Origin of the sequence: Acidovorax sp. GW101-3H11 (assembly GCF_001633105.1) — a bacterium.
GTDB lineage: Bacteria > Pseudomonadota > Gammaproteobacteria > Burkholderiales > Burkholderiaceae_C > Acidovorax.
Genome location: NZ_LUKZ01000011.1, coordinates 59,659 through 85,494 on the forward strand (window position 1 = coordinate 59,659; position 25,836 = coordinate 85,494).

Consider the following 25,836-nt stretch of genomic DNA (forward strand, 5'->3'; position numbering starts at 1 on the left):
AATTTATCGTTCTTAGCTTAGAGCCATCACCCCCGCCAGCACCAGCATGGTGGTAGCCGTCACCCCATCCAGCACCCGCCATGCTGCCGGGGTGGCAAACAGCGGCGCCAGCCAGCGGGCACCCAGGCCAATCAACAAGAACCACAACGCGCTGGCCAGCGAGCCCCCTGCGGCAAACAGCGCACGCCCCCAGGCCGGGTATGGCGTGGCCATGGTGCCCAGCAGAACCACGGTGTCCAGGTACACATGCGGGTTGAGCCAGGTGAGCGCCACCACCGTGGCCAGCGTGGTGCGCAGGCTGGTGCCGGGGCCGCTGGTGGCGACCAGCAGCTGGCCTGGGCGCAGCGCCCGCGCAGCCGTCTGCGCCGCATACATCAACAGGAACAGCGCACCCGCCCAGCGCATGAATTGCGCCCACTCGGGCCGCGCCAGCAGCACGCCGCCCATGCCCCACACGCCCACCTGCAGCAGCACCGCGTCCGACAGCGCACACACCAGCACCACGGGCATCACATGCTCGCGCCGCAGGCCCTGGCGCAGCACAAATGCGTTTTGCGCGCCAATGGCCATGATGAGCATGGCGGTGGAAGTGAAACCGTGAACGAAGGCAGTAGAGACCATGGGTGCGGATTGTGGGGACCGCCACCAGTTGACGCCAGCTATACTTTTTAACGATCCGTCAAAATCTCTAACTACCCATGCAACTGGACTCTTCCCAGCTCAACGCCTTTGCCACGGTGATCGACGAGGGCAGCTTCGAGCGCGCCGCGGCCGTGCTGCATGTCACGCGCTCGGCGGTGTCCCAGCGCATCAAGCTATTGGAAGAACGTGTGGGCCAGGTGCTGGTGCGCCGCGCCACCCCCTGCACGCCCACCGAGGCCGGGCAGGCGCTGTACCGCCATGCGCGCGAGGTGGCGCTGAGCGAGGCCGACGCGCTGGCCACCATTGGCGGCGGGCAGCACAGCACCACGCGGCTGGCAATTGGGGTGAATGCCGACTCGCTGGCCACCTGGTTTCCCCACGCCATGGCGCAGGCGGCCGAGGGGCAGGCCATCACCTTCGACATCCATGTGGAAGACCAGGACCACTCGGCCAACCTGCTGCGCGAAGGCCGCGTGATGGCCGCCGTGACGGCCGACCCGCAGCCCGTGCAGGGCTGCCAGGTGCTGCCGCTGGGCACGCTGCGCTACCGCGCGCTCGCAAGCCCTGCGTTCATGGAGCGCCACTTTGCCCAAGGGGTGAACGCCACCACGCTGGCGCAGGCGCCCATGCTGGTGTTCAACCGCAAGGATGCGCTGCAGGCGCGTTTTGTGGGCCGCATCACGCGCCGCAAGCTCGCACCGCCCGTGCACTGGCTGCCCGAGGCGCATGCCTTCGTCAAAGCCACCCGCGCCAGCCTGGGCTGGGGCATGACGCCCGACCCGCTGGTGGAGGACGACCTGACAACCGGTGCCCTGGTCGAGCTGATTGCGAACAAGCCGGTGGATGTGCCGCTGTACTGGCAGTGCTGGCGCCTGAATGTGCAGGCGTTGCAGCACGTCACCCAGGCGGTGCAGAAAGCGGCGGCGCTGACACTGCTGCGCTGAGAGAAAGGCGGCGAGGGCCGACTACGCGGCGTTCGCTAGGTCTTCGTGGTGGTCCGCAGCGCCGCGCTTCCAGTAGGCGGAGATGCGCATGCGCTTCGGGTCTACACCCGGCTTGGCCAGCACTGCGCGGCGCACGGCGGCCATGTCGCTGTGTTCGCCCGCAGCCCAGACAAAGCCCGCACCGGGCGGCAGTGCCAAGGCTTCGACGGCGGCAGGCAGCGCGCTCACCCACTGCAGATCCACCTGCGCCGCACTCGCCAGCGTGCGCTGGTCGGCCGGGTTGCCCAGCTGGATGCGCACGGTGGCCACCGCGCTGGCGGGCAGCTCGGCCAGGCGGCGGGCGATGGCGGGCAGCGCGGTTTCGTCGCCCAGCAGCCAGTGCCAGTCAAACCCGGTGGGCACCACCATGCTGCCGCGCGGCCCGGCAATGCCCACCCACTGGCCCACGGCGGCGCGGGCGGCCCAGTCGGTGGCGGGGCCTGCGTCGTGCAGGGCGACTTCGATGTCCAGCTCACCCGCAGCGGCGTCAAAACGCGCGGGGGTGTAGTCGCGCAGCGTGGGGCGTGGGCCGTCGAACACCGGGCGGCCGTCCTGCAGCGTGGGCAAGGTGGGGCGGTCCTGCCCGGGCGCAGGAAGGATGAGCTTGAGGTGGTCGTCAAACCCGGCGCTCACAAACCCCGCCAGCTCCGGGCCGGCCAAGGTCAGCCGCACAAAGCCGGGGCTGACCTGGGTGCGGCGCACCACCTGGAGGTGGCGGCCCTGCAAAGGGTGGCGAATGCGCTCGATGGCGAGGGAGGGGGCCGTGGCGGCCAGGGGCAGAGGTGCGTTCATGGCGTAAAATGTTGATTTAATCAACCAAATCATCCGCCATTCAGTTGACTTTGTCAACCGATAGCCACGCCATGCCCCCACGCGCCCGCCCCGATGTGTTTGAAGCCCTGCACGACCTGATGCACGCCTACCGGGCGCGCATGGTGCGCGCGATGACCTCCGTGCACCCGGACCTGACCTTCAACGAAGTGCGCGCGCTGAACTTCATCGGCCGCCACCCCGGCGCCACGCAGAAAGAGCTGGTGCGCCACAGCGGCGCCGACAAGGCCCAGGTGGCACGCATGCTGGGCCTGTTGCAGGACAAGGGTTGGCTGGAGCGCCAGCCCCACGCCGAGGACCGGCGCAGCCTGTGCCTCACGCTGAGCGCCGAGGGCCAGGCGCTGTACCAGGCGCTGCAGGCCGCGCGGCAAACCCTGTCGGCCCAGGTGCTGGCGGGCTGCGACGACGCCACCCAGGCGCAGCTGCTGGCCCTGCTGGCGCGGGTGCGCAGCAACCTGGATGCGCTGCCGCCCGTGGAGTCCGGCGAAGACTGCGGCCACGGCTCAGGCCGGTCCTCCCGGTAGAGGCGCCCCAGGGGATTTCAGACACTTTTGAAGAGTTTTTCGCCCCTGGCGCGCGTTCAACATGCCCTGTTAGCTATCAAAAAAAGAGCAAATCACCGCCCCTGGATCACGCGCAGCGCCTCGGGCAGCGACTGCACATGGGGCAGGAAGTGGTCGATGGTGGCGCCCAGCAGCACGGCGCAGACCAGGGCGCCCAGCAGGGGTTTCCAGGTCAAGCGCACAGCGGCGCTGAGCCAGCCCTCGCGCTCCACGCCCACGGTGGCCCGCGCGGTGGCCACCGAGAAGGCAATCTCCACCGCCACCGTGAGCAGCACATCCCAGCCAAAGAACAGCATGGCGAGCGATCCCGCGCCCAGGATCAGCGCCGCGCCGATAAGAAAGATGGCCACCACGGGCACGACCACCACGGCGCCTTCGTCGGCGCTGCCAATGGCATCGGCGGCGCCACTGGCCAGGTCGCCCAGCGCGCCCGACTCACTGCCCGTGCTGGAGCCGCCCCGGGGCAGGGCCTGCGCCCAGCTGCCGCCAAAATCTCCCGAGGCGCCACCGCCCCCAAAGTCCCCGCCGCCCGTGCGCGGCAAGGGCACCTGGCCTCCGCCCGAGGGGCCGTTGCCGCTGGGCCATGAAATATCGGGCAACTCCACACTGCCATCGCCCGACGACCCATCCCGCCGCACCAGCCGCGCCGCCCAGGCGCGCAGCACCAGCAGATAGCCGACGTAGCCCACCGACAGCGTGACCAGGTACCGCAGCGCCAGCGAATCCACGCCCAGCACCATCTGCAGGTGCGAGGTGGCCCACATCAGCAGCAGCGTGAAGCTGCCAATCAGCAACCCGTGCCAGCGCAGGCTGTAGCGCTGCTGCAAGCCGCGCGCCACTGCGCCGTGGTGCGGCATGCGCACCGAGCGCCAGGTGGAGCTGCTTTTTTTCTTGGAGCCAGAGGAGTTGCTGCGGGGTGGGGCCATGGAAGGAGCGCGGTGCGCGAAGTGGCGAACAGACGGCGCCATTTCACACCAGTTTGCGGCCACCCCGCGCGCAGCCTATGCCCACTGCGTGAACTTCTGCGCGAACCGCGGGGGCACAGAGAGGGCGGGTGGACGTCAGGCCACGCCGTCCACCGCCACCGGCACGCGCTGGGCCAGGGCGCACATCAGCTCGTAGCCCACGGTGCCTGCGGCCTGCGCCACCTCGTCGATGGGCAGCACGGCCCCATTGCTGGCCTGGCCCCACAGCGTGACCTCGCTGCCGAAACCCGCCGCCACACCGGCCTGCTGCAGGGGCGTGAGGTCCACGGTCACCATGTCCATGCTCACCCGCCCCACCAGGCGCGTGCGCAAGCCGTTCACCAGCACCGGCGTGCCGGTGTCGCAGTGGCGGGGGTAGCCGTCGGCGTAGCCACAGGCGGCGATGCCGATGGTGAGCGGGGCATCGGCCGTGAAGCGCGAGCCATAGCCCACGGTGTCGCCCGCCTGCAGTTGCTGGGTGGCGATGAGGCGGGTGGACAAAGTCATGGTGGGTTGCAACCCCCAGTGGCTGGCGTTGTGCTCGGGGAAGTCGGGGGCGCTGCCGTACACCACGATGCCCGCACGCACCCAGTCGGCGCGCACACCCGCATCCTGCGCGTGGCGCAGCGTGGCGGCGCTGTTGCTCAGGCTGCGCTCGCCGGGCAGGTCCTGCGCGGCGGCGGTGAAGGCCGCCATCTGGTGCGCGATGCCACGGGGGCCATCGGCGTCGCTGAAGTGGGTCATGAACGAAATTTCGTCCACCTGCGGCAGCGCATTGAGCCGGGCCCACGCGGCGCGGTAGCGCTCGGGCGTGAAGCCCAGGCGGTTCATGCCCGAGTTCATCTTGAGGAACACGCGGTGCGGCACCTGCGTCTTGTGCGCGGCCAGCATGTCGATCTGCTCGTCGCAGTGCACCGCATGCCACAGGCCCAGGCGCGAGCACAGCTCCAGGTCGCGCGACTCGAACACGCCTTCGAGCAGCAGGATGGGCCCGCGCCAGCCCAGGTGGCGCACGCGTTCGGCCTCGGCCAGATCCAGCAGCGCAAAGCCGTCGGCGCCGCGCAGGCCCTCGAACACGCGTTCGATGCCGTGGCCATAGGCGTTGGCTTTGACCACCGCCCACACCTTGGCGTCGGGCACCGACTGGCGCACGCGCGCGAGGTTGTTGTGCAAAGCGGCGGTGTGGATGGTGGCGGTGATGGGACGGGGCATGGAAAGAAGCAGTTGGGGCGGGRAAATCTACCGGGGAATACCTGCAGGATTCTGGCACTGCAGCCGTTTATCCGCGTGATATAACCGCCTGTCCCCTGCTACGGTTACTCACAATTAACAGTGCATCAGCCCAACTGATGCACCCACCAGCCATTCGATGAAGCGCGGTTTCTACACCATCATGTCGGCGCAGTTTTTCAGCTCGCTGGCCGACAACGCACTTTTCGTGGCCGCCGTGGAACTCCTGCGCTCTGAGGGCGCCCCCGAGTGGCAGCGCGCCGCCCTGGTGCCCATGTTTGCGCTGTTCTATGTGGTGCTGGCGCCCTTCGTGGGCGCTTTTGCCGATGCGCTGCCCAAAGGCAAGGTGATGTTCGTCAGCAATGCCATCAAGGTGGTGGGCTGCCTGATGATGCTGTTCGGCTCGCACCCGCTGATTGCCTACGCGGTGGTGGGCCTGGGCGCAGCGGCCTACTCGCCCGCCAAGTACGGCATCCTGACCGAGCTGCTGCCCGCGTCGCAGCTGGTCAAGGCCAATGGCTGGATCGAGGGGCTCACCATCGCCTCCATCATCCTGGGTGTGCTGTTCGGCGGGCAGCTGGTGGGCCAGCACATGTCCCACATGCTGCTGGGTATCGATATTCCGTTCATCGACACCGGCGTGGACACACCCGCCGAGTCGGCCATTGCCGCACTGATCGTGGTGTATGCCGTGGCCGCCTGGTTCAACACCCGCATCCCGCACACCGGCGTGGAAATGCGCCCGATGCGTGCCGACCCTGCGCGCAGCGTCGTCTCCAACACCCTGAGCCTGCTGCCCGACTTCTGGGCCTGCAACAGCCGCCTGTGGCGCGACAAGCTCGGCCAGATCTCGCTGTCCACCACCACGCTGTTCTGGGGCGCGGGCGGCAACCTCAAGTTCATCGTGCTGGCCTGGGCGGCCGTGGCGCTGGGCTACAACACCACGCAGGCCTCGGCCCTCACGGGCGTGGTGGCTATCGGCACGGCCGTGGGCGCGGTGGTGGCCTCGATGCGCATGCGCCTGGACATGGCCACCAAAGTGATCCCGCTGGGCATTGCCATGGGGCTGCTGCTGATCCTGATGGTGTTCATCAGCAACATCTGGGTGGCCATCCCCTTCCTCATCATCCTGGGCGGCCTGGGCGGCTACCTGGTCGTGCCCATGAACGCGCTGCTGCAGCACCGGGGCCACAACCTCATGGGCGCGGGCCGCTCGATTGCCGTGCAGAACTTCAACGAGCAGGCCTGCATCCTGGCACTGGGCGCGTTCTACAGCCTGTCGCTCAAGTTCGGGCTGTCGGTGTTCGGCGCGATCACGGCCTTTGGGCTGGTGGTGGCGGGCGTGATGTGGCTGATCCAGCGCTGGCACCAGAACAACTGCGTGCAGCACCGCGACGAGGTGGAGCACCTGCTGCACATTGCGCGGCACGACACACACCATTGAGAAGCCCCCCTGAGCGGCTGCGCCGCTTCCCCCGGAGGGGGACGCACCCGGTGGCCTGGCAGAGCCAGTTCCACGGGTGCGCTGACAGGGCGGTGTGCCAGTTTCTGGCGCTGCGCCATTTACTATCATTTTCATAGCTATCAGCACTTACCTATCGCGCGGTAGCGGCCATTTTTCCTTCCATGCAATCGCCCCTGCCCTTTGCCGCCCTGCTGTTCAACGCCTTTGTCTGGGGGCTGGCGTGGTGGCCGTTCCAGCACATGCACCAGGCGGGGCTGCACCCGCTGTGGGCCACGGCGTTCATGTATGCGGTGGTGCTGCTGGCGCTGCTGGCCTGGCGCCCCACGCTCTGGACCCAGGTGCGCCAGCACCCCGAGCTGTGGCTGCTGGCACTGGCCTCGGGCCTGAACAACGTGGCCTTCAACTGGGCCGTGACCATTGGCGACGTGGTGCGCGTGATCCTGCTGTTCTATCTGATGCCCGCCTGGGCCGTGCTGCTGGCCTGGAAGGTGCTGGGCGAACGCCCCACCCCGGCGGCGCTGCTGCGCCTGGCGCTGGCCTTCAGCGGCGTGCTGCTGGTACTGCTGCCCGAGGGCGCGCCCGCATCGCGCCTGCTGCAGAACCTGTCGCTGGCCGATGGGCTGGCGCTGCTGGGCGGCTTCATGTTTGCGCTCACCAACGTCACGCTGCGCCGCCTGCACGCCGTGCCGGGGCCCGCGCGCATGTTCTCGATGTTTGGCGGCTGCATGCTGATGGCGCTGGCCGTGGCGGGCATCGGTCTGCAGGCGGGGGTGGTCGAGCCCTTCCCCGCCGCCAACGCCACCTGGGTGGTCACCGGGCTGCTGCTGGCGGGTGTGCTCATGCTGGGCAACTGGGCGCTGCAGTTTGGCGCGGCGCGGCTGGCGGCGGGCACCACGGCGCTGGTGATGCTGTCGGAGGTGATGTTTGCCAGCGTGTCGTCGGCCCTGCTGGGCGCCGCCACCCTGAGCACGCGCACCGTGCTGGGTGGGGCGCTGATCCTGCTGGCCTCGCTGCTGGCGGCGCTGCAGTTCCGCCGACCGGGTGCTGCGGGTCATTGAGCGGCGTACGCGCACGCTTTGGCGGCAGGGGCTACGATGGCCCGCCATCCCCACCCGGAGTACCCGCATGCCCACCAGCATCTACGACTTTGAAGCCCTGCAGATGAACGGCCAGGCCGTGCCCCTGTCGCAATACCGGGGCAAGGTATTGCTCATCGTGAACACCGCCAGCGCCTGCGGGTTCACCCCCCAGTTCGGCGGGCTGGAAGAGCTGCACAAGGAATACGCCGACCAGGGCCTCGTCGTGCTGGGCTTCCCCTGCAACCAATTCGGCAGCCAGGACCCGGGCAGCAACGACGAGATCGCCAGCTTCTGCCAGCTCAACTACGGCGTGAGCTTCCCGATGATGGCCAAGACCGACGTGAACGGCGCCAACGCCTCCCCCCTGTACCAATGGCTCACCGCCGAGGCCCCGGGCCTGCTGGGCAGCAAGGCCATCAAGTGGAACTTCACCAAGTTCCTCGTCGGCAAGGACGGCCAGGTGATCCGCCGCTACGCGCCGCAGGATGCGCCGAAGAAGCTGGCGGGGGATATTGAGGCGGCGCTAGCGCAGGGCTGAGGGCGGCACCCAGCGGCACAACACCCGTTCGCGGCCCGTGCCGGGATGGCGGTCCACCACTGCCTCCACCAGGCCGCAGCGCGCATAAAACCGCCGCGCCCGCACATTGGTGGTGGCGACATGCAAGGTCCACCCCTGGGGGCACAACTGCTCGCAAAGCTGCTGCACCAATGCTGCCCCCAGGCCCTGGCCCTGCGCCCCGGGGGCCACAAAGAGCTGGTGCAGATGGCCCTGGGCCTGGTCCAGCACCATGAAAGCCCGCACGGTGTGGCCCTGATCCACCAACACGGTGGTGGAGCAAGGCGGGCCAAACTCGGCATCCACCCGTGCTGCCCAATGGGACAGTGGCGCCACCGTGCTCACCGCCGGGTTGGCACTGGCCCAGGCGTCGCGCCACAGGGGCGCGAGCTGGGGGAAGTCTTGCGGGGCTACGGGGCGCAGCGTGAGTGTGTGCGGCAGGCGGCTCATGCCCGCATTGTGCGGGCCAGACCGAACAGCGGCCGCAGCCACCCCACGCGCTGCACCACGGCCGTGGTCCCCCAGCACAGCCCCACCGTACCCACCACCAGCAGCACGGGCTCCACCACAGGGCCCAAGCGCCAGGGTGCAAGAAGCACCACCAGCCCGACGATCACCGTCTGGTGCAGCACATACCAGGGGTAGACCGATGCGTTCGCCCAGCGCAGCCACGGCCAGGGGCGGTTGAGCCGGTGGTGGGCCCAGCCCAGGATGGCCAGCAGCGCTGCCCAGAGGTAGGCATCCGCCAGCACACGCAGCGGCAGGCGCGCAGCCCGCACACCGTGTTGCTGCGCCAGGCCCAGCAGCCCCAGGTACAGCACCAGCAGGCCCAGCGCCAAACCCAGGTTGCGCCAGCGCTGGCGCACCAGCTCGGCCCACAGGCCTGCATCCAGCCCGATCCAGTAGCCGTAGACAAACACGGTGAAGTACACGGCATGCAGCCAGGCATCCTGGACCAGGTCATGGGTGGGCGGGAAGTGGGGCCACAGCAGCACCGAGTACAGCGCCAGCGGCAGCACCGGCACCACCACCAGCCGCACGCCCCGCAGACGGATGAAGGCCTGGCGCAGCCGCTGGCCAACGGCGGATTCGGCCAGGGGCAGCAGCAGTGCCAGCACCACGGTGTAGACCCAGAGGTAGGCCAGGTACCAGAGGTGGTTCCAGGTGATGCCCACCTCCCAGCCATCGAACGCCCCGGCGGGCCAGCGGCTGCCGGGGTGGTAACGCAGCAAAAACGCGCCAAACCCCGGCGCGATCAGGCCGTTGGCCACGCCCTGCGCATAGGCCTGGTAGGGCACGACCACAGCCATGCCAAAGGCCAGGGGCAGCAGCAGGCGCAGACTGCGCTGGCGGATGAGGCCCACCGGGGTCTGCCCCCGGGCCACCAGCCCCAAGGCCAGGCCGGAGATGAGGAACACCAGGTCCATGCGCCACAGGTTGAGCGCACGCATGGGCGCCTGCAGCCACTCGGCCGCATGGGGGCTTTTGAGGTGCCAGTGCCAGTCGGCCACATAAAACATGGCGACGTGGTACAGGATGACGAGGGCAAAGGCCAGGGCGCGCAGGGTGTCGATGTCGTGGCGGCGGGGGGACATGGGATGAGAGGATCCGGGACAAAAGATGCGCCATGGTGGGCCGGGCACCGCGCGGGCGGCCCGGCGATGGGATGGCCCCACCCCCTCCGGGGACCAGCGGTGGCCCCGTGGGACGAGCGGCGGCGGCCACTAGGGTCCGCCCCACCCCGGCTGCCTACACTAGGGCATGCCCTCTGCCGCCCCCACCTGGCCCGACCGCTACCTGCGCAACCCGGCGCTGCGCCGCCGCGCCGAGGTGGGCTTCTGGACCACGGTGCTGCTGGTGCAGGCGGTGTTCAACGCGGTGGTGACCTCGCTCGACCTGGCCGGTGCCGGGCGGCAGGTGCTGGCCTGGGAGCCCTGGTTGTGGGAGGTCTCCAGCGTGATTGTGGTGGCGGCGCTGATCCCGGCCGTGGTGGCGTTTGAGCGGCGCTTTGGGCTGCACTGGGACACCCTGGCGCGCCACCTGCCCTGGCATGTGCTGGGCAGCGTGGTTTATTGCACCCTGCACCTGGCCGGGATGGTGGCGCTGCGCCACGCAGCCTATGCGGTGCTGGACACGCCCTACCGCCCCGGGACCTGGTGGGCCGCCTGGGGTTATGAATACCTCAAGGACGTGCGCACCTATGTGCTCACCGTGGGCACGCTGGTGGGCTACCGCTTCTTGCTGCTGCGCCTGCAGGGCGAGGCGCGCGTGCTGGATGCGCCTGAACCGGCCCCGGCACCGGCCGCTGCCGCCCTGACCCCAGGCGCTGCGGAGCCCCAGCCCGCGCCGCCGCCCGTGGCACGGGCAACACCAGAGCCGGACGCCGCCCCCGCGCCGCCGCCCACCCCGGCGCGGCCCGAGCGTTTTCTGGTGCGCAAGCTGCGGCGCGAGTTCCTGATCGCCGCCACCGACATCGCCTGGCTGCAGGCCGAGGCCAACTACGTGGGCCTGCATGTGAACGGGCACGACTACCTGCTGCGCTCCACGCTCACCGACTTTCTGGCCCAGCTGGACCCGGCGCGCTTCGTGCGCGTGCACCGCAGCTACGCCGTCAACCTGGACGCCATCGCCATGATTGAGCCGCTGGACAGCGGCGACGCGCGACTGGTGATGAAGGATGGGAGCACCGTGCCGTGCAGCCGGAGGTATCGGGAAGGGCTGGTGCCGCAGACGGGCCGCGCTTCACATTCAGGGCCCGCCTGCTGACATCCCGCGCCTGAGCCATGCCGACGCCCTGTGCGCAGCAACTCCAATCAGCCCCCACCACCCGCAGCATCCATAGCGCGAGCAAGCCGCCGCTCGACGAGCTCAATTTCAGCGCGCACGGCCGAAACCAGTTGCTGGCGCTCTAGTGGTAGCTGCAGCAAAACGGTGTTGTTGTTGTCCGAAGAGGCGCACAACTGCAGGCGCACGGGCACTCCATCCGGCCCGTAGAACACGCGTGCAGTGCGCGTTGACCGTGCAGGATGCCATTGCACTTCGCCAAGAAAGTACGTACAGGCGGCTGCGGGCATGGCCGGCTCCGGGGTCAGGCCCAGATCGGCCACCAGAAGCTGGTGCAGTTCGCTGCGATTCATGGGTGCTTTCCCTGGGAGTCTGCACGCTTAACGCGAGGCCCCGTCGGGCGGCACAGGCGCCCCCTCGGGCGGGCACGACGCTGCCTCCGCCTCGGCCTCCACCTTGCGCAGCAGGTCTGCCAGCGTCTTGCCGGGCTCCTGGCGGAACTGCTCTTCGAGTACCACCAGGTCCACGATGCGGTCGATGCGAAAGCCCCGGAAGTCATTGCGCAGCTCGCACCAGGCCGACAGCGTCCAGACCTTGCCCCAGTAGAAGCAGCCCAGCGGCCGCAGGCGGCGCAGGCTGGGGCGGCCGTGCACATCGGCATAGTCGATCTGCACCACATGGCGGCTGTGCACCGCCTCGCGCAGCGCCTGCAGCGTGGCCTGCGCGCGCGGGTCCAGCCCCACGGACGGCGCATAAAGCGCCTGGGCCTCGGCCGCCACGCGCGCGGCGGGGGGCAGCACCGACAGGATCTTGCCCAGGGCGCCTTCCACCTCGCGCGCCAGCCCGGCATCGAGCCAGGCCTGCGCCAGCCGCGCGGCGGCCACCAGGGCGTTGGCCTCGCCCTGGCTGAACATCAGCGGCGGCAGCTCGAAGCCCGCGCCCAGGCGGTAGCCCACACCGGCCTCGCCCTCAATGGGCACGCCCTGGTGCTGGAGGTCCGCCACGTCGCGGTAGATGGTGCGGGCCGAGACTTCGAGCCGATCGGCCAGGAAGGCGGCCGTGGACAGGCGCCGCCCTCGGATGAGCTGAACAATCTGGAACAGGCGGTCGGCACGGCGCATGGGCGAAGAATATCAGTGTTTTAAGGCTCTACCGCCTGTCCATCAAGCATTTATAGCTATACTATTTATAGCATCACACCCACATGGATGGCCACCTTGTCGGGCCCTTCGTAGGCCTCGAAATCGGTGCCAAAACGGCGCTGCACCTGCGGATTTTCGGCAAAGTAGTGCCAGATGCGGACCCAGGTGTCGATCACCATCTGCGGCATGTCGCCCTCGCCGCTGAACACGAGGTAATCACCCGCCTCGATGTCGATACGGTGCGCGTCGGGCACGGTCTTCTGCACCAGCTCGGGCTCGGCAACGGCCACACCGGCGGTCACGTCGAAGGCGCCATGCTCGTTGGATTCATAGCCGCTGTACACGCCGAAGATGCGGCCATCGTTGCCCCGGCTGGGCAGCTTGCGCTCCCAGCTCTGGCTGAAAAAACGGTTCCACAGGCCGCCCAGGCGGGCAACGGCCGGGTTCATCTCTTCGCTGTTGCGCGTGCGCACAGCAATGCCGGCCACGCTGAACGCGGGGATCCGCAGGGGGGTGGGTGTGGTGGTGGGTGTCATGGCAGGTCCTCTCTCTCGTCTTCAGTGGATGAAATCGGTGCACGGGCCGAAGGGCGTTGTGCGAGAGAGGCATGGTGCGTGCACGCTGCTGACAGCCTGATGTCAGTAGCCTGCGCCCACCCCGGTGGTCCGGCAGGGGCGCAATGGCCGAAGCGGGCGGGCACTGCGCCCCCGCCTCCACCACCGGTCAGTCGGGCTGCGCGGCGATGGCCGCCGTGGCGCGGCGCACCACCGGCAGCACCAGCAGCACCAGCAGCAGCGTGGAGAAGGCCACGACCCCGGCAGGGCCGGTGTTGGTGTGCACGTTGATGGACGCAAGACCGTAAACACGTTCCAGACGCTTACGGCAACCCATGAACCGGGTCCATCCAAAATCTAGGCGGTCTCAGTGCCTGCCCGCAGGTGGTGGCTGATATGCCCGGCCACCGCCTCGGCATGGGTCTGGGCCAGGTCGTGGGCGCCGCCTGGCAGCACCTGCAGCTGCGCACAGGGCAGCAGGCCCTGCAAGCGCTCGCCCACCGCCACGGGGCTGATGGCGTCGGCATCGCCCCACAGCAGCAAAGTGGGCGCGCGCACCGATGCCAGCTGCGGTGCCAGATTCCAGCGCTCGCGGGCCATCCACGCAGGGAAGGCGGGGTTTGAGCGCATGAAATCAGGGCGCCAGTCGTGCGGGCGCAGGTCGTCGATAGGCACACCGCCGGATGTGGCCACGAGCACCAGGTGCGTGAGGTATTCGGGGCGCTGTAAGGCCGCCAGCACCGCCACCACGCCCCCCATGGACTGTGCGATCAGTGCACAAGGCCGGTCCATGTGCGGCGTGACCGCATCGACCAGATCCTGCATGCAGTCCGCCGCGTGTGGTGGCATGTCTGCAGCCGATGCCAGGCCGAACCAGGGCCAGCCCAGCAATGTCCGCTCAGCAGGGAGCGTGATCGCGTCCGAGGCGGCCCGCCAGAAAGCAGGGTTGCCGCCCACGCCGGGCAGAAAGATCAGGCGCGCGGGGGCTGCAGACACGAACGCCCTGCCTGGTTTCAGTCGCCCTGGGCTGGCGCCGCCGCTGCATTCTCAGCACCCGCAGATTCAGCGGCTGCATTTGCTGCCGCCACCTGCTGCACACGCACTGCGGCCAGGCGGCGCGCACGTTCGATCTGCTGGCCCACGGTGCGGGGCACCAGGCCGTACATGTCGGCAAAGGCGTCCAGTGTCTGGCCGCTGGCTTCGAACGCACGCAGCAGGGCTTCGTCCTTGGCGTTGCGGGCGGCCCAATCAGCAAAGGCTTCTTCGAGCAGGGCGTTGGCCGATTCGTCGCGGCTTGCTACCAGCACGGTGTAGTCCTCGCGCGTGAGGCCCGAGGCTTCGAACGCCGCGATCATGCGGTTGCGCAGCTTGGGCAGCAGGTCTTCGGTGGCGCGGGCCTTCTTGCGGCGGTAGACCTCCAGCAGCGCATGGTGCACATGCTCGGGTGCCATGGCCTCGACCGGCTGGCCTTGCAGGTCGTGGCGCTTGTCGCCTGCCGCCACGCTTTGCAGGTAGCGCGTGGAGCGGGTGTGCAGGCCCAGCGCCACCTTGAGCGCCTCGCGCTCGAACAGCTCGGGGTGGGTGGCCAGGATGTCCTGGAAGATGCCGCGCTTGAGCGGACGGAACACCGCGCCAAACAGGTGCGGGTACAGCGCCGCGAGTTGCTCCAGCGCCGGATGCACGCGCTGGGGCGCACGCGGGGCTGCGCCCGGCGCGGCGGCCTCGGCCGCCCCTTCGGGCGCCGGGCGCCCCTCGGGCTTGCGGCGGTTGCGGCCACCCCGGCGGGACCCGCCCTTGCGCTGCGGCTGGGCCGCACCGGCGTCACCGGCAGGCGCAGCGGTGGCCAAGGCAGCGGCAGATTCGGCCACCACAGGCACGGCCACGGGGGCGGCAGGGGCTGCGTGGGGTTGTTCTTGTGCGGACGCGGAGTCGGTCATGGCAATGCGGTTCGGGGGCGAATGGGAAGCGACAAAACCCTCGATCATGCCAGTGTCGGCGCACCGGGGGCCAAACGGCCTTGGCGGGCAGGCTACTTTGCCAGCGGATGGGTGCACCACTGCTGCTCGCAGGGAACCCCATCGCCGTTCCCGTCCATCTTGGTGCCGGGGCAGTTTTGCAGGAAAAACTTGGCTTCCGAACACGACGTCATCTGCGAGCAGTGCTGGCGGCCGTCACAGCGATACAAAGACGCCAACGGTTGTGCAGTGGCGGCGGGCGCGCGCTGTGGCTGCGCCTCCAGGGACTGTGCCGCCGCCTCGGCCCGGGCCGCAGCAGCCCGCTGGGTGCGCCGGTCAAAATGCCAGTAGGCCGCCGCGAGAAGCGCGCAGGCAATGACGAAAACTACGATGCGGGTAGGCAGCCCCGTGGATTCGGAGCCTGCGCCGCCGATGTCACGGCGCGCACGGGCTGGGGCAGCAGAAGATGTGGCCGAGGCGGGCCGGTCACGGCGCACCAGAACCGCCTGCTTCTTGCCATCTTTGTTCAGCGATACCTCAAAACTCAGCGCCTCGTTCAGCTGCGGCCGCAAGCCATCACGCGCAAAGGCCGAGATGTGCACAAAGATGTCCTGGCCCGCAGGGGTGGGCGTGATGAAGCCAAAGCCCCGGTCGTCATTCCACTGGGTAAGCGTCCCCTCGAATCGCATGGCCTCCCCTTTCAAAACATGTTGGGGCGCCATCGTAGCGGCTGGGCAGCACGATCACTGCCCGCGCAGCGCCTCGTCCAGCACCTCCACCCAGTGCCGCACGGGCGTGCCCGTGCCGCTTTGCAGGTGGGTGATGCAGCCGATGTTGGCCGACAGGATCATGTCGGGGGGTTGCTCGCCAAAGGCCTCGGCCAGCACGCCGAGCTTGCGGTCGCGCAGCTGGTACGACAGGTCGGGGTTGAGCACCGAATACGTGCCGGCCGAGCCGCAGCACAGATGGGCGTCGTTGCGCGCGGTGCTCAGCTGAAAGCCGAGCTGGTTCAGGTGCGCCTCCACACCCCCGCGCAGCTTCTGGCCGTGCTGCAGCGTGCAAGGGGGGTGGTAGGCGTACATGGTGTCCGGCTGGTTCACACGGCCCTGCAGCTTGTCGGCCAGCTCGGGCAGCATGGCGGGCAGCAGCTCCGACAGGTCGCGCGTGAGGGCGCTGATGCGCTCGGCCTTGGCGGCGTACTGCGCATCGTCCTTCAGGATGTGCCCGTATTCCTTGACGGTGACGCCGCAGCCCGAGGCGTTCATGACGATGGCCTCGACCCCACCCGCTTCCACCAGCGGCCACCAGGCGTCGATGTTGGCGCGCATCTCGGCCATGCCGCCTGCCTGGTCGTTGAGGTGGAACTTGACGGCGCCGCAGCAACCCGCCTTGGGTGCGATCACGGTCTGGATGCCCACCGCGTCGAGCACGCGCGCCGTGGCGGTGTTGATGTTGGGCATCATGGCCAGTTGCACGCAGCCCGCCAGCAAGAGCACCTTGCGCGCATGTTCGCGTGTGGGCCAGGCGCCAGCGTCCTGTGGTGCGGGCACCTTGGCCTTCAGGGCCTCGGGCAGCAGGCCGCGCACCAGTTGCCCGGCCTTCATGGCAGGGGCAAACAGCGGCGAGGGCAGGCCCTCCTTCAGCGCCCAGCGCAGGGCTTTTTCGCCCACGGGGCGGGGCACTTTTTCATCGACGATCTTGCGGCCAATGTCCACCAGGTGGCCGTATTGCACGCCGCTGGGGCAGGTGCTTTCGCAGTTGCGGCAGGTGAGGCACCGGTCCAGGTGCATCTGGGTCTTGCGCGTGGGTGTCTCGCCTTCGAGCACCTGCTTGATGAGGTAGATGCGGCCGCGCGGGCCGTCCAGCTCGTCGCCCAGCAGCTGGTAGGTGGGGCAGGTGGCGGTGCAAAAGCCGCAGTGCACGCACTTGCGCAGGATGGATTCGGCCTCCAGGCCATCGGCGCGGGCGCGGTATTCAGGAGAGAGCTGGGTTTGCATGGTGCATGCCTGGGCGGGGGAAGCAGAAAAAATGTCAGAACGGATTCATCAGCGTGCGGCCGAAGGGTCCGCAGGGGCGTCGGGTACCAGCGCCTTGCGCCAGGGGTGGCGCAGGCGTGCGCGGTCGGCCCACAGCGGGGGCAGCGACAGGGCCAGCAGCACCAGCGCCAGCGGCACCACAAACACAAAGCCCACGTGCTTGAAGCCCGCCGCCCCCGCAATGCCGCCCACCAGGAACATCCCCAGCAGCCCGGCAAACAGCCGCAGCCGGACCTGGTTGGCGCGCACCTGCGACTCGGGGGCGGTGCCGGTGCGGTTCCAGTAGAGCATCTTGCCCATCTCGATGCCCAAGTCGGTCACCACGCCGGTCATGTGCGTGGTGCGGATCTGGGACGAGGACATCTTGGTCACCGTGGCGTTCTGCAGGCCCATGATGAAGGACAGCAGCAGCACCGTGAGCGGCACCGCAAACGGCGTGGGCCAGTTGAGGGTGATGGCGCCCACCAGGCCAAACAGCAGCATGAGCACGGCCACCAGCAGCAGCGGCAGCGCAAAGGTGCTGCGCAGCCTGCGCTGGCGCGCCCAGTTGACCATGATGGCCGTAGTGCCCGCGCCCGAAAGGAACGCCCACAGCGCACCTATGGCCCCCAGCACCAGCTTCATCTGGCCCAGCACCAGGTTGTCGGCCAGCGACGACAGGAAACCGGTCATGTGCGAGGTGTAGAGGTGCACGACCAGAAAGCCCCCGGCGTTCACGGCCCCCGCGTTGAAGGCCAGCAGCAGGCCCAGCACCCGGTTGCTGGCCACCGTGCGGCGGTGTCCGGTGAGGTGGCGAAGGCGGCGCATGCGGGGGCGGGGGGAGAACCGGGCGGCTGCGCTTACCAGGCCCGTGCCACGCGGCCGGGGTTGAAGATGCCCGCCGGGTCAAAGCTGTGCTTGAGCCGGGTGTGGATCTGCTCCAGCGCAGTGGATTTGAGGTCAAAAAGGCCTTTTGCGCCTGTCCCACCTGCGCTTGCAGCTACAAAAACAGAAGCATTCCCACCCACAGCCTGGGCGGCTTCGCGCAGGGCCTCGCCCGCAGATTCGGGGGCCTGCACCCAGCGCAGCGCGCCGTGCCACTCCACCAGCGGCTCGGCACCGCCCGGCAGGGCCAGCACCGGGGCGGTGGCGGGCACGGACAGGCGCCACAGGGCATGGTCGGGGCGCTGGGCGCGGTCGGCGAACCACGGCAGGGTCTGCTCGCGGCAGGCGGTCCAGTCGGCGGCAACAGTGGCGTTGTCCATGCGGGTGCCGCCCATCGTTTTACAGGCCGCCTCTACGGCCGCCACGGCGCCACGCAAGCGCACATAGAGCGTGCCCACACCGCCGTCTTGCACCCAGCAACTGGCGTTCAGGGGCAGCGGCTGGCCGCCCCAGGCGTGCAACTGGCGCAGGGCGTTGGCCTGGGTGATGTCGTCAAAGCGCAGCGTGGCCTCGCCGGGCGCCACGGGCAGCACCTTGAGGCTCACCTCGGTCAGCAGGCCCAGCGTGCCCCAGGCACCGGCCATGAGGCGCGACACGTCGTACCCCGCCACGTTTTTCATGACCTGGCCGCCAAAGGTCAGCAGCTCGCCCTTGCCGTTGAGCACCGTCACGCCCAGCAGGTAGTCGCGCACCGCGCCCACGCTGGCGCGCGCGGGGCCCGACAGGCCCGCTGCCACCATGCCGCCCACGGTGGCGGCGTCTGAAGGCGTCTTGGCGAAATGGGGGGGCTCAAACGGCAGGCACTGGCCTTTTTCAGCGAGCAGGGCCTCCAGCTCGGCCAGCGGGGTGCCCGCGCGCACGGTGACGACCAGCTCGCTGGGCTCGTAGCTCACGATGCCGCGCAGCCCCCGGGTGTCGAGCACCTCGCCATGCAGGGCCAGGCCGTGGAAGTCCTTGGTGCCCCCGCCACGAATGCGCAACGGGGTCTGGTCGGCCGCAGCAGCACGCACACGCTCGGCAATCGGGGCAAGGGAAAAGTCCATCCGTGCATCGTAGCGGCAGCAGTGTGCGGCACGGCAGGCGGGGCGCGTGAATTTTTTGAACAGCGTTTGTGAAGGACAGCGGCCTGGTGGACGGAGGCAGCAAGGGGCGCGATGCCCCTGCTCCACAACAAACCAAGCGAGCCCCCTGCGGGCGCAAAAATGGCCCGCCGGTGGTCGGCGGGCCAAAGAACCCAGAGGAGTAACTCGCTTGTTTTTCTTGCTACCACGCCACGGTGCCACCAGACACCGCAGCGCGTGGGGCGCAGGGCCGAAGATCAGCGGTTGTACGCCGTTTCGCCGTGCGATGTGATGTCCAGACCTTCGCGTTCGTCTTCTTCCGTGACACGCAGGCCCAGGGTCAGGTCCACAATCTTGTAGGCCACGAAGGACACCACACCCGACCACACGATGGTGAGCAGCACGGCCTTGGCCTGCGTCCACACCTGGGCGGCGATGGAGTAGTCGGCCGCCGTGACCATGGATGCGGTCACCCAGTCAGCCACGTAGCCAGGACCGCCGAGGGATGGCGAGTTGAACACGCCGGTCAACAGGGCCCCCACGATGCCGCCGATGCCGTGCACGCCGAACACGTCGAGCGAGTCGTCTGCACCCAGCAGCTTCTTGAGGCCGTTGACACCCCACAGGCAGGCAAAACCMCCCACCAGGCCGATGACCAGAGCACCGCCGATGCCGACGTTGCCTGCAGCGGGCGTGATGGCCACGAGGCCTGCCACGGCACCGGATGCTGCACCCAGCATCGAAGCCTTGCCACGCATCAGCGCTTCACCAATGCACCAGGCCAGCACGGCAGCGGCGGTGGCCACCAGCGTGTTGATGAAGGCCAGGGCGGCGAAGCCGTTGGCTTCCAGGGCAGAGCCTGCGTTGAAACCGAACCAGCCCACCCACAGCAGCGAGGCGCCCACCATGGTCAGCGTCAGGCTGTGAGGCGCCATGGCTTCCTTGCCGTAGCCGATGCGCTTGCCCACCATGAACGCGCCCACCAGGCCCGCCACAGCGGCGTTGATGTGCACCACGGTGCCGCCAGCGAAGTCCAGAGCACCCCACTGCCAGATCTGGCCAGCCTTGCCGGTCATGGCGTCGGCCACTTCCTTGGAGGCATAAGCGTCAGGGCCCATCCAGAACCACACCATGTGGGCGATCGGCAGGTAGCTGAAGGTGAACCACAGCACCATGAACAGCATGACGGCGCTGAACTTGATGCGCTCGGCGAACGCACCGACGATCAGGGCGCAGGTGATACCAGCGAACGTGGCCTGGAAGGCAGCGAACACCACTTCAGGAATCACGACACCCTTGCTGAACGTGGCCGCGTTGGCAAACGTGCCCGCAGCGTTGTCCCAGATGCCCTTCATGAACAGGCGGTCAAAGCCCCCGATGAAGGCACTGCCCTCGGTGAAGGCCAGGCTGTAGCCGTAGATGAACCACAGCACCACGATCAGCGAGAACGTGACCATGACCTGCATCAGCACGGACAGCATGTTCTTGCTGCGCACCAGGCCGCCGTAGAACAGCGCCAGGCCGGGCAGGACCATCAGGATCACCAGGATGGTGGACGTCATCATCCAGGCCGTGTCGCCCTTGTTGGGGACGGGCGCTGGCGCTTCGGCTGCAGCAGCAGGAGCGGCGGCGGGTGCTGCGGCCGGGGCAGCAGCGGCTGCGGGTGCAGCGGCGTCAGCAGCCGGGGCGGCGGCGGTGGCGGCCGCCGGTTCGGCAGCAGGAGCCTGGGCCAGGGACAGATTGCCCATGGTCAGCAGACCCAGCCCCAGAATGAAGGAAGCAAGCAGTTTTTTCATGGCATTTCTTCTCTTGTGTCTGTTGCGACCGGGCCCTTACAGGGCTTCCTTGCCGGTTTCGCCCGTGCGAATGCGCACCACCTGCTCCAGGTGGGTCACAAAAATCTTGCCGTCACCGATCTTGCCGGTGCGCGCTGCGGTCTCGATGGACTCGATCACGCGGTCCACCAGGTCGTCCGCGATGGCGGCTTCGATCTTGACCTTGGGCAGGAAGTCCACTACGTACTCTGCACCACGGTACAGCTCGGTGTGGCCCTTCTGGCGGCCAAAGCCCTTGACCTCAGTGACCGTGATGCCTTGCACGCCGATGTCCGAAAGCGCTTCGCGCACTTCGTCCAGCTTGAAGGGCTTGATGATGGCTGTCACCATTTTCATTTTGGATTCCTCCGGAATGGGCGCCCACGGCGCCCATTGAGATTTACAGGGTTTTGGTCAGCGTGACGATGACGCGCGACTTGTTGACATGGCCGAAGAAGGCCTTCTTGTTGGCGCCGACCACAGCCGCACCCAGCGACAGGCCACCGCCGAAGTCGTAGGCACCGCCCACGCTGTAGTCCATGTAGTTGGGCACGCCCAGGTCTTTGATGTCGCTGGCAAAACGCGTGAAGCCCACCGATGCCTTCACGGTGACGCTGGGCGCCACTTCCTGCGCAAAGCCGAAGTTCAGGTAGCCGGTGTTGCGGCCTTTCAGGCCCGAGCCGGACTTGGCGCCGGCGAAGCCGAAGTAGTCCTTGGAGATGGTGTGCGAGTACTTGGCGGTGAAGGGGCCCATGGTGGCCGCGCCATACAGCTCGGTGGTGTTGCCGTTGCTGTTGCCGGGGTAGATGTAGGTCAGTGCGCCCACATCGAAGTCGGCGCCAGCGGCCTTGAACTTGTAGCCGCCATACAGGTCGGATTCGAGCGAATTGTTGGCCAGCCAGTCCACGCTGGAGTTCCAGTTGCCCACGTACCAGCCGGAGTCACCGAAGGCGTAGTCAAAGCCGCCTTGCAGGGCGGGCTTGACGGCCTTGGCCTTGGTGGCGTCCTGGTCCTGGCCACGGAACTTGTAGTTGGTGGTCAGGCTGACGTTGCCGGTGAGCTGGGCACTGGCCAGCATGGGAAGGGTTGCAACAAGGGCAACGCCCAGGGTCTTGATGATGGCGCGGGTCATGTTTCCTCCGGTTGGACAAAGTAGGGACAAGCGCTTTAAGCACGGACCGTGCCATTGCCTCCGCAGGCCCTGCGCGTGCGGACCGGGTGCGGTTGCTTTGGGTTACAACAATCCCCAGTACAGTGGTGGGGATCGCGCCGGGCACGTCGCACCCATCTGGTGCAAAAACCCACCGCCCCGCGCCAAAACACCCGAAAACGCACCCATCTGGGGAGAAACCGCTTCATGAGTCTTGCTTTGGTGCAAAGCCGCGCCCTTCTGGGGATGTTGGCGCCTTCAGTCACCGTGGAAGTGCATCTGGCCAACGGCCTGCCCAGCTTCACGCTGGTGGGGCTGGCCGAGGTGGAGGTGAAGGAAGCCCGCGAACGCGTGCGCTCGGCGCTGCAGAACGCGGGGCTGGAGTTCCCTACCAACAAGCGCATTACCGTGAACCTGGCGCCTGCTGATTTGCCCAAGGATTCCGGGCGCTTCGACTTGCCGATTGCACTGGGCATCCTCGCCGCCAGCGGGCAGGTGGACGCCAGCCGCCTGGCGGGCTACGAGTTCGCGGGCGAGCTGTCGCTGTCGGGCGAACTGCGCCCCGTGCGCGGCGCGCTGGCCACCAGCCTGGCACTGCAGACGCAGCAGATCGACACCCAGCTGGTGCTGCCCCCCGGCAGCGCCGAGGAAGCAGCCCTGGTGCCCGCAGCCCAGGTGGTGCGCGCACGCCACCTGCTGGACGTGGTGCGCGCCTTTCTGCCCCCGGGCAGCGTGGCAGGCGGCGATGCCGACGTTGCCAACGACGGCTGGACCCGCCTGGCCGCCACCCCCATGGCCACCTGCACCACCGGCCCCGACATGGCCGATGTCAAAGGCCAGGCCGGGGCCAAGCGCGCGCTGGAGATTGCTGCGGCAGGCGGCCACAGCCTGCTGATGGCCGGGCCACCGGGCTCGGGCAAATCGATGCTGGCGCAGCGTTTTGCGGGCCTGCTGCCCGCAATGACCGTGGAAGAGGCGCTGGAGAGCGCCGCCATCGCCAGCCTGACCGGGCGCTTTCGCCCCGAGGCCTGGGGCCAGCGGCCGACCGGCCAGCCGCACCACACGGCCAGCGCGGTGGCGCTGGTGGGCGGTGGCTCGCCCCCGCGCCCGGGCGAAATCTCCCTGGCGCACCAGGGCGTTCTATTTTTGGATGAGCTTCCTGAGTTCCCCAGGGCCGCGCTGGAGGCTCTGCGCGAACCGCTGGAGACCGGCCACATCACCATCGCCCGCGCCGCGCAGCGTGCAGAGTTTCCGGCGCGTTTTCAGATGATTGCGGCCATGAACCCCTGCCCCTGCGGGTTTCTGGGCTCCACGCAGCGCGCGTGCCGCTGCACGCCCGACCAGGTGAACCGCTACCAGGCCAAGCTCAGCGGCCCGCTGCTGGACCGCATCGACCTGCATGTGGAGGTGCCCGCCCTGCCCGCCGAGCAGCTGGTGCAGGCCCCGGCAGGCGAATCCACCACCGCCATCCGCACGCGCGTGGAGCAGGCCCGCCAGCGCGCACTCGCCCGCCAAGGCAAGTCCAACCAGGCACTGCAGGGCCAGGAGATCGACGCCCACCTGCAGCTGCAGGACGCAGCCGCGAAGTTTCTGAACACTGCGGCCGCCCGCCTGGGCTGGTCGGCACGCAGCACGCACCGCGCGCTCAAGGTGGCCCGCACCATTGCCGACCTGGCAGGCGCTGCCGACACCGAGGTGGGCCATGTGGCCGAGGCTGTGCAGTACCGCCGCGTGCTGCGCCACCCCGCCTGAGGCACGCGTCACGGGTGTGCCGCTGCGGGTTTCCACCCTTTTTTAACTATCATTTTTATAGCTAAATAGGCAATACAGACAGGCGCAGACGGCTGATTTGAATCAAATTTCCTGCTGTCTTGCACCCATCCCCACCCTGCGCCGCCACAATCGCCCCATGCCCAGCCCCCGCACTTCCAAAAAGACCGCCGCCGCCACGCTCGACACCCCGGCCACACCCGCGCCTGAATCGGTGGACACCGGCTTTCTGCGCACCCTGGTGGGCTACAACGCGCGCCGCGCATCGCTGGCCGTGATCGAAGTGTTCATGGAGCGCATGGCGGTGTACCGCTTGAAGGTGGTGGATTTTTCGGTGCTGTCGCTGGTGGCGCACAACCCGGGCGTGACCTCGCGCCAGCTGTGCGTGACGCTGGGCGTGTTGCCGCCCAACCTGGTGGGCCTGATTGCGGCGCTGGAGCGGCGCGGCCTGATCGAACGCCGCCCCCACCCCAGCGACGGCCGCGCCATGGGCCTGCACCTGACGCCCGCCGGTGTGGAGCTGACCGCCCAGGCCGAGCAGACCGCCGCGCAACTGGAGGTGGACGCCACCGCCGGCCTCACGGCCACCGAGCGCAAGACGCTGATCCGCCTGCTGCAAAAGGTCTACGCCCGCGACGGGGCCTGACGAAGAAAAGGGGCGCTGCAGCCAGCGCCCCTTGGTTCTTGGGTTCTTGGTTTTTTGTGCCCGGCTTCGGGCCGGGTCTGCGCCCCGTTTATTGGCCTGCGGCCGCCTGGGCCACGGCCTCAGACTTCGCGGCCATGGCCGCCGCCAGCCCACCCCATTTTTCGTGGAACAGGCCCGCGTCCATGGTCTTCACATTGCGCATGATCGGCTTGAAGCCCATGTGCGCCAGCACATCGCGCTCCAGATCGATGCCAGGTGCGATCTCGGTCAGCTCCAGGCCTTCGGTGGTCAGGTGGAACACGGCGCGCTCGGTCACGAACAGCACGTTCTGCTCGCGCTGCGCGGCGTCCAGCCCGTTGAAGGTGATCTGCTCGACCTTCTCGATGAACTTGCGCGAGCGGCCTTCCTTCACGATGGTGAGCTGGCCGTCGGCCACCTTCACCTCCAGTCCGCCTGCGGTGAACGTGCCGCAGAACACCAGGTTCTTGGTGGACCGTGTGATGTTCACAAAACCGCCGCAGCCCACGGGGCGGCCGTTGAACTTGCTCACGTTCACGTTGCCGTGGTTGTCGGCCTGCGCCAGGCCCAGAAAGCTCGCGTCCAGCCCGCCGCCGTCGTAGAAGTCGAACTGCAGCGACTGCTCGATGATCGCGTCGGCGTTGTAGGCCGTGCCGAAGTCGCCCAGCTGCGCCGGAATCCCGCCGGTGATGCCGCTTTCCACGCTCAGCGTGAACTGGTCGGCCACGCCCTCTTCCGCAGCCACCGACGGCACGCCCGCCGGGATGCCAATGCCCAGGTTGGTGATGGCGCCGGGCTTGAGCTCCAGCGCGGTGCGGCGCGCGATGACCTTGCGCTCGTCCAGCGCCATCGGCGCGAGCGAGTTCACCGGCACGCGCACGTCGCCGCACAGGGCGGCGTTGAACTGCGTGGTGATGGTCTGCATGTGGTTCTCGGGCTGGCTGACCACCACGTAGTCCACCGACACACCGGGCACCTTGACCGACTTGGGGTGCAGGCTGCCCGCCTTGACGATGCGCTCCACCTGCGCGATCACGATACCGCCGCAGGCCTTGGCCGCGTGGGCGATGTTGATCTGCTCCAGCAACACGCCTTCCTTGTCCAGCGTGATGTTGCCGTTCTCGTCGGCCAGCGTGCCACGGATGATGGCCACATCGACCTTGGGTGCGGGGTAGAACAGCCATTCTTCGCCGTTGAACTCCACCAGCTTGACCAGGTCTTCGGTGGACTTGCTGTTGAGCTTGCCGCCTTCGATGCGCGGGTCCACAAAGGTGCCCAGGCCCACCTTGGTCAGCAGCCCGGGGCTGCGGCTGGCGATGTGGCGCGTGAGGTGCGACAGGCTGCCCTGCGGGAAGTTGTAGGCCTCGACCTCGCCGTCGAACACCATCTTCATCATCTCGGCGCCGGTCTGGCCGAAGTGGCCCGCCACGGTGCGCTTGATCATGCCGGGGTGGGCAAAGTGCACCATGCCCGCGTCCTTGCTGTTGCCAATGGCGCCGCAGGCCCAGGTGGTCACGTTCTTCGGACTGCCGTGGTCGAGGAAGTTTTTCTCGATGCCCTTGAGCACTTCCTCCGGCAGGCTGGAGACGGCCAGGCCGCCCAGGAAGATGGTGGCGTTGTCGGGGATCAGGGCCCCGGCCTGGGCTGCGGTGATGATTTTCATGGTGC

Annotated in this window: 28 protein-coding genes; 8 read left to right on the top strand and 20 right to left on the bottom strand. The window is 68.1% G+C overall.

The window, feature by feature from the left end:
• Positions 1-12: 12 nt before the first annotated feature.
• Entirely contained in the window at positions 13-621 is a 609-nt protein-coding gene (locus tag A1D30_RS12290; RefSeq protein WP_063461013.1) for a LysE/ArgO family amino acid transporter, read from the bottom strand.
• A 77-nt stretch (positions 622-698) separates the two neighbouring features.
• On the opposite strand from A1D30_RS12290, the gene A1D30_RS12295 reads away from it, so the two are divergent.
• Positions 699-1,586, top strand: a complete 888-nt coding sequence (locus tag A1D30_RS12295) for a LysR family transcriptional regulator ArgP (protein WP_063461014.1) — start codon at positions 699-701, stop codon at positions 1,584-1,586.
• Between the two features lie 21 nt (positions 1,587-1,607).
• On the opposite strand, the gene A1D30_RS12300 is transcribed toward A1D30_RS12295, so the two are convergent.
• A complete protein-coding gene (locus tag A1D30_RS12300; RefSeq protein WP_063461015.1) occupies positions 1,608-2,417 on the bottom strand; it encodes a siderophore-interacting protein in 810 nt (269 codons plus the stop codon).
• Between the two features lie 71 nt (positions 2,418-2,488).
• On the opposite strand from A1D30_RS12300, the gene A1D30_RS12305 reads away from it, so the two are divergent.
• Complete coding sequence (locus tag A1D30_RS12305; protein WP_063461016.1) at positions 2,489-2,980, top strand: MarR family transcriptional regulator; 492 nt, start codon at positions 2,489-2,491, stop codon at positions 2,978-2,980.
• Between the two features lie 92 nt (positions 2,981-3,072).
• Here the strand turns inward: A1D30_RS12305 and A1D30_RS12310 are convergent, their stop codons facing one another.
• Both A1D30_RS12310 and alr read right to left on the bottom strand, forming a co-directional pair.
• Positions 3,073-3,945: a hypothetical protein gene (locus A1D30_RS12310; RefSeq protein WP_063461017.1), complete on the bottom strand. Its 873-nt coding sequence runs from the start codon at positions 3,943-3,945 to the stop codon at positions 3,073-3,075.
• Between the two features lie 135 nt (positions 3,946-4,080).
• Positions 4,081-5,196 carry an alanine racemase gene (gene alr, locus A1D30_RS12315; RefSeq protein ID WP_063461018.1) on the bottom strand — a complete coding sequence of 372 codons (1,116 nt, stop codon included), beginning with the start codon at positions 5,194-5,196 and terminating at the stop codon, positions 4,081-4,083.
• 157 nt (positions 5,197-5,353) lie between these two features.
• Between alr and lplT the strand changes: the two genes are divergently transcribed.
• From lplT to A1D30_RS12330, 3 genes are all read left to right on the top strand, one after another.
• Entirely contained in the window at positions 5,354-6,658 is a 1,305-nt protein-coding gene (gene lplT, locus A1D30_RS12320) for a lysophospholipid transporter LplT (protein WP_063461019.1), read from the top strand.
• Between the two features lie 182 nt (positions 6,659-6,840).
• Positions 6,841-7,737: a DMT family transporter gene (locus A1D30_RS12325; RefSeq protein ID WP_063461020.1), complete on the top strand. Its 897-nt coding sequence runs from the start codon at positions 6,841-6,843 to the stop codon at positions 7,735-7,737.
• 67 nt (positions 7,738-7,804) lie between these two features.
• Positions 7,805-8,296, top strand: a complete 492-nt coding sequence (locus A1D30_RS12330) for a glutathione peroxidase (RefSeq protein ID WP_063461021.1) — start codon at positions 7,805-7,807, stop codon at positions 8,294-8,296.
• Here the strand turns inward: A1D30_RS12330 and A1D30_RS12335 are convergent.
• Complete coding sequence (locus tag A1D30_RS12335; protein WP_063461022.1) at positions 8,282-8,764, bottom strand: GNAT family N-acetyltransferase; 483 nt, start codon at positions 8,762-8,764, stop codon at positions 8,282-8,284. The genes A1D30_RS12330 and A1D30_RS12335 overlap by 15 nt on opposite strands.
• Complete coding sequence (locus tag A1D30_RS12340; protein WP_063461023.1) at positions 8,761-9,909, bottom strand: acyltransferase; 1,149 nt, start codon at positions 9,907-9,909, stop codon at positions 8,761-8,763. The genes A1D30_RS12335 and A1D30_RS12340 overlap by 4 nt, the downstream gene beginning before the upstream one ends.
• 166 nt (positions 9,910-10,075) lie before the next feature.
• Between A1D30_RS12340 and A1D30_RS12345 the strand changes: the two genes are divergently transcribed.
• Complete coding sequence (locus A1D30_RS12345) at positions 10,076-11,080, top strand: LytTR family DNA-binding domain-containing protein (protein ID WP_063461024.1); 1,005 nt, start codon at positions 10,076-10,078, stop codon at positions 11,078-11,080.
• A 47-nt stretch (positions 11,081-11,127) separates the two neighbouring features.
• Here the strand turns inward: A1D30_RS12345 and A1D30_RS25520 are convergent, their stop codons facing one another.
• The 13 genes from A1D30_RS25520 to A1D30_RS12400 form a co-directional block, all read right to left on the bottom strand.
• Positions 11,128-11,451: a hypothetical protein gene (locus A1D30_RS25520; RefSeq protein WP_131798455.1), complete on the bottom strand. Its 324-nt coding sequence runs from the start codon at positions 11,449-11,451 to the stop codon at positions 11,128-11,130.
• Positions 11,452-11,478: 27 nt separating this feature from the next.
• Complete coding sequence (locus tag A1D30_RS12350; protein WP_063461025.1) at positions 11,479-12,219, bottom strand: YafY family protein; 741 nt, start codon at positions 12,217-12,219, stop codon at positions 11,479-11,481.
• A 65-nt stretch (positions 12,220-12,284) separates the two neighbouring features.
• Positions 12,285-12,776: a GyrI-like domain-containing protein gene (locus A1D30_RS12355; protein WP_063461026.1), complete on the bottom strand. Its 492-nt coding sequence runs from the start codon at positions 12,774-12,776 to the stop codon at positions 12,285-12,287.
• A 187-nt stretch (positions 12,777-12,963) separates the two neighbouring features.
• Positions 12,964-13,131, bottom strand: a complete 168-nt coding sequence (locus A1D30_RS25850) for a hypothetical protein (protein WP_157891330.1) — start codon at positions 13,129-13,131, stop codon at positions 12,964-12,966.
• A 20-nt stretch (positions 13,132-13,151) separates the two neighbouring features.
• Entirely contained in the window at positions 13,152-13,790 is a 639-nt protein-coding gene (locus A1D30_RS12360) for an alpha/beta fold hydrolase (RefSeq protein ID WP_063461027.1), read from the bottom strand.
• Between the two features lie 17 nt (positions 13,791-13,807).
• Positions 13,808-14,731 carry a ProQ/FINO family protein gene (locus A1D30_RS12365; protein ID WP_063461072.1) on the bottom strand — a complete coding sequence of 308 codons (924 nt, stop codon included), beginning with the start codon at positions 14,729-14,731 and terminating at the stop codon, positions 13,808-13,810.
• A gap of 92 nt (positions 14,732-14,823) precedes the next feature.
• Positions 14,824-15,438 carry a cold shock domain-containing protein gene (locus tag A1D30_RS12370; protein WP_063461028.1) on the bottom strand — a complete coding sequence of 205 codons (615 nt, stop codon included), beginning with the start codon at positions 15,436-15,438 and terminating at the stop codon, positions 14,824-14,826.
• Positions 15,439-15,492: 54 nt separating this feature from the next.
• The gene (glcF, locus tag A1D30_RS12375; RefSeq protein ID WP_063461029.1) at positions 15,493-16,746 is read right to left on the bottom strand and encodes a glycolate oxidase subunit GlcF; all 1,254 of its coding nucleotides are present in this window, start codon (positions 16,744-16,746) and stop codon (positions 15,493-15,495) included.
• A gap of 48 nt (positions 16,747-16,794) precedes the next feature.
• Entirely contained in the window at positions 16,795-17,592 is a 798-nt protein-coding gene (locus A1D30_RS12380; protein WP_063461030.1) for a YoaK family protein, read from the bottom strand.
• A gap of 32 nt (positions 17,593-17,624) precedes the next feature.
• On the bottom strand, positions 17,625-18,752 hold the full coding sequence (gene glcE / locus A1D30_RS12385; protein ID WP_063461031.1) for a glycolate oxidase subunit GlcE: 1,128 nt from the start codon (positions 18,750-18,752) through the stop codon (positions 17,625-17,627).
• 275 nt (positions 18,753-19,027) lie between these two features.
• The gene (gene amt, locus A1D30_RS12390) at positions 19,028-20,566 is read right to left on the bottom strand and encodes an ammonium transporter (protein ID WP_063461032.1); all 1,539 of its coding nucleotides are present in this window, start codon (positions 20,564-20,566) and stop codon (positions 19,028-19,030) included.
• Positions 20,567-20,602: 36 nt separating this feature from the next.
• Complete coding sequence (glnK, locus tag A1D30_RS12395) at positions 20,603-20,941, bottom strand: P-II family nitrogen regulator (protein ID WP_063461033.1); 339 nt, start codon at positions 20,939-20,941, stop codon at positions 20,603-20,605.
• A 43-nt stretch (positions 20,942-20,984) separates the two neighbouring features.
• On the bottom strand, positions 20,985-21,716 hold the full coding sequence (locus tag A1D30_RS12400; protein ID WP_063461034.1) for a TorF family putative porin: 732 nt from the start codon (positions 21,714-21,716) through the stop codon (positions 20,985-20,987).
• A 225-nt stretch (positions 21,717-21,941) separates the two neighbouring features.
• On the opposite strand from A1D30_RS12400, the gene A1D30_RS12405 reads away from it, so the two are divergent.
• Both A1D30_RS12405 and A1D30_RS12410 read left to right on the top strand, forming a co-directional pair.
• Positions 21,942-23,486, top strand: coding sequence for a YifB family Mg chelatase-like AAA ATPase (locus A1D30_RS12405; RefSeq protein ID WP_063461035.1), 1,545 nt, complete (start codon positions 21,942-21,944; stop codon positions 23,484-23,486).
• Positions 23,487-23,643: 157 nt separating this feature from the next.
• Positions 23,644-24,150, top strand: a complete 507-nt coding sequence (locus A1D30_RS12410) for a MarR family transcriptional regulator (RefSeq protein ID WP_063461036.1) — start codon at positions 23,644-23,646, stop codon at positions 24,148-24,150.
• Positions 24,151-24,238: 88 nt separating this feature from the next.
• Here the strand turns inward: A1D30_RS12410 and A1D30_RS12415 are convergent, their stop codons facing one another.
• Entirely contained in the window at positions 24,239-25,831 is a 1,593-nt protein-coding gene (locus tag A1D30_RS12415; RefSeq protein ID WP_063461037.1) for a CoA-transferase, read from the bottom strand.
• Between the last annotated feature and the right edge of the window lie 5 nt (positions 25,832-25,836).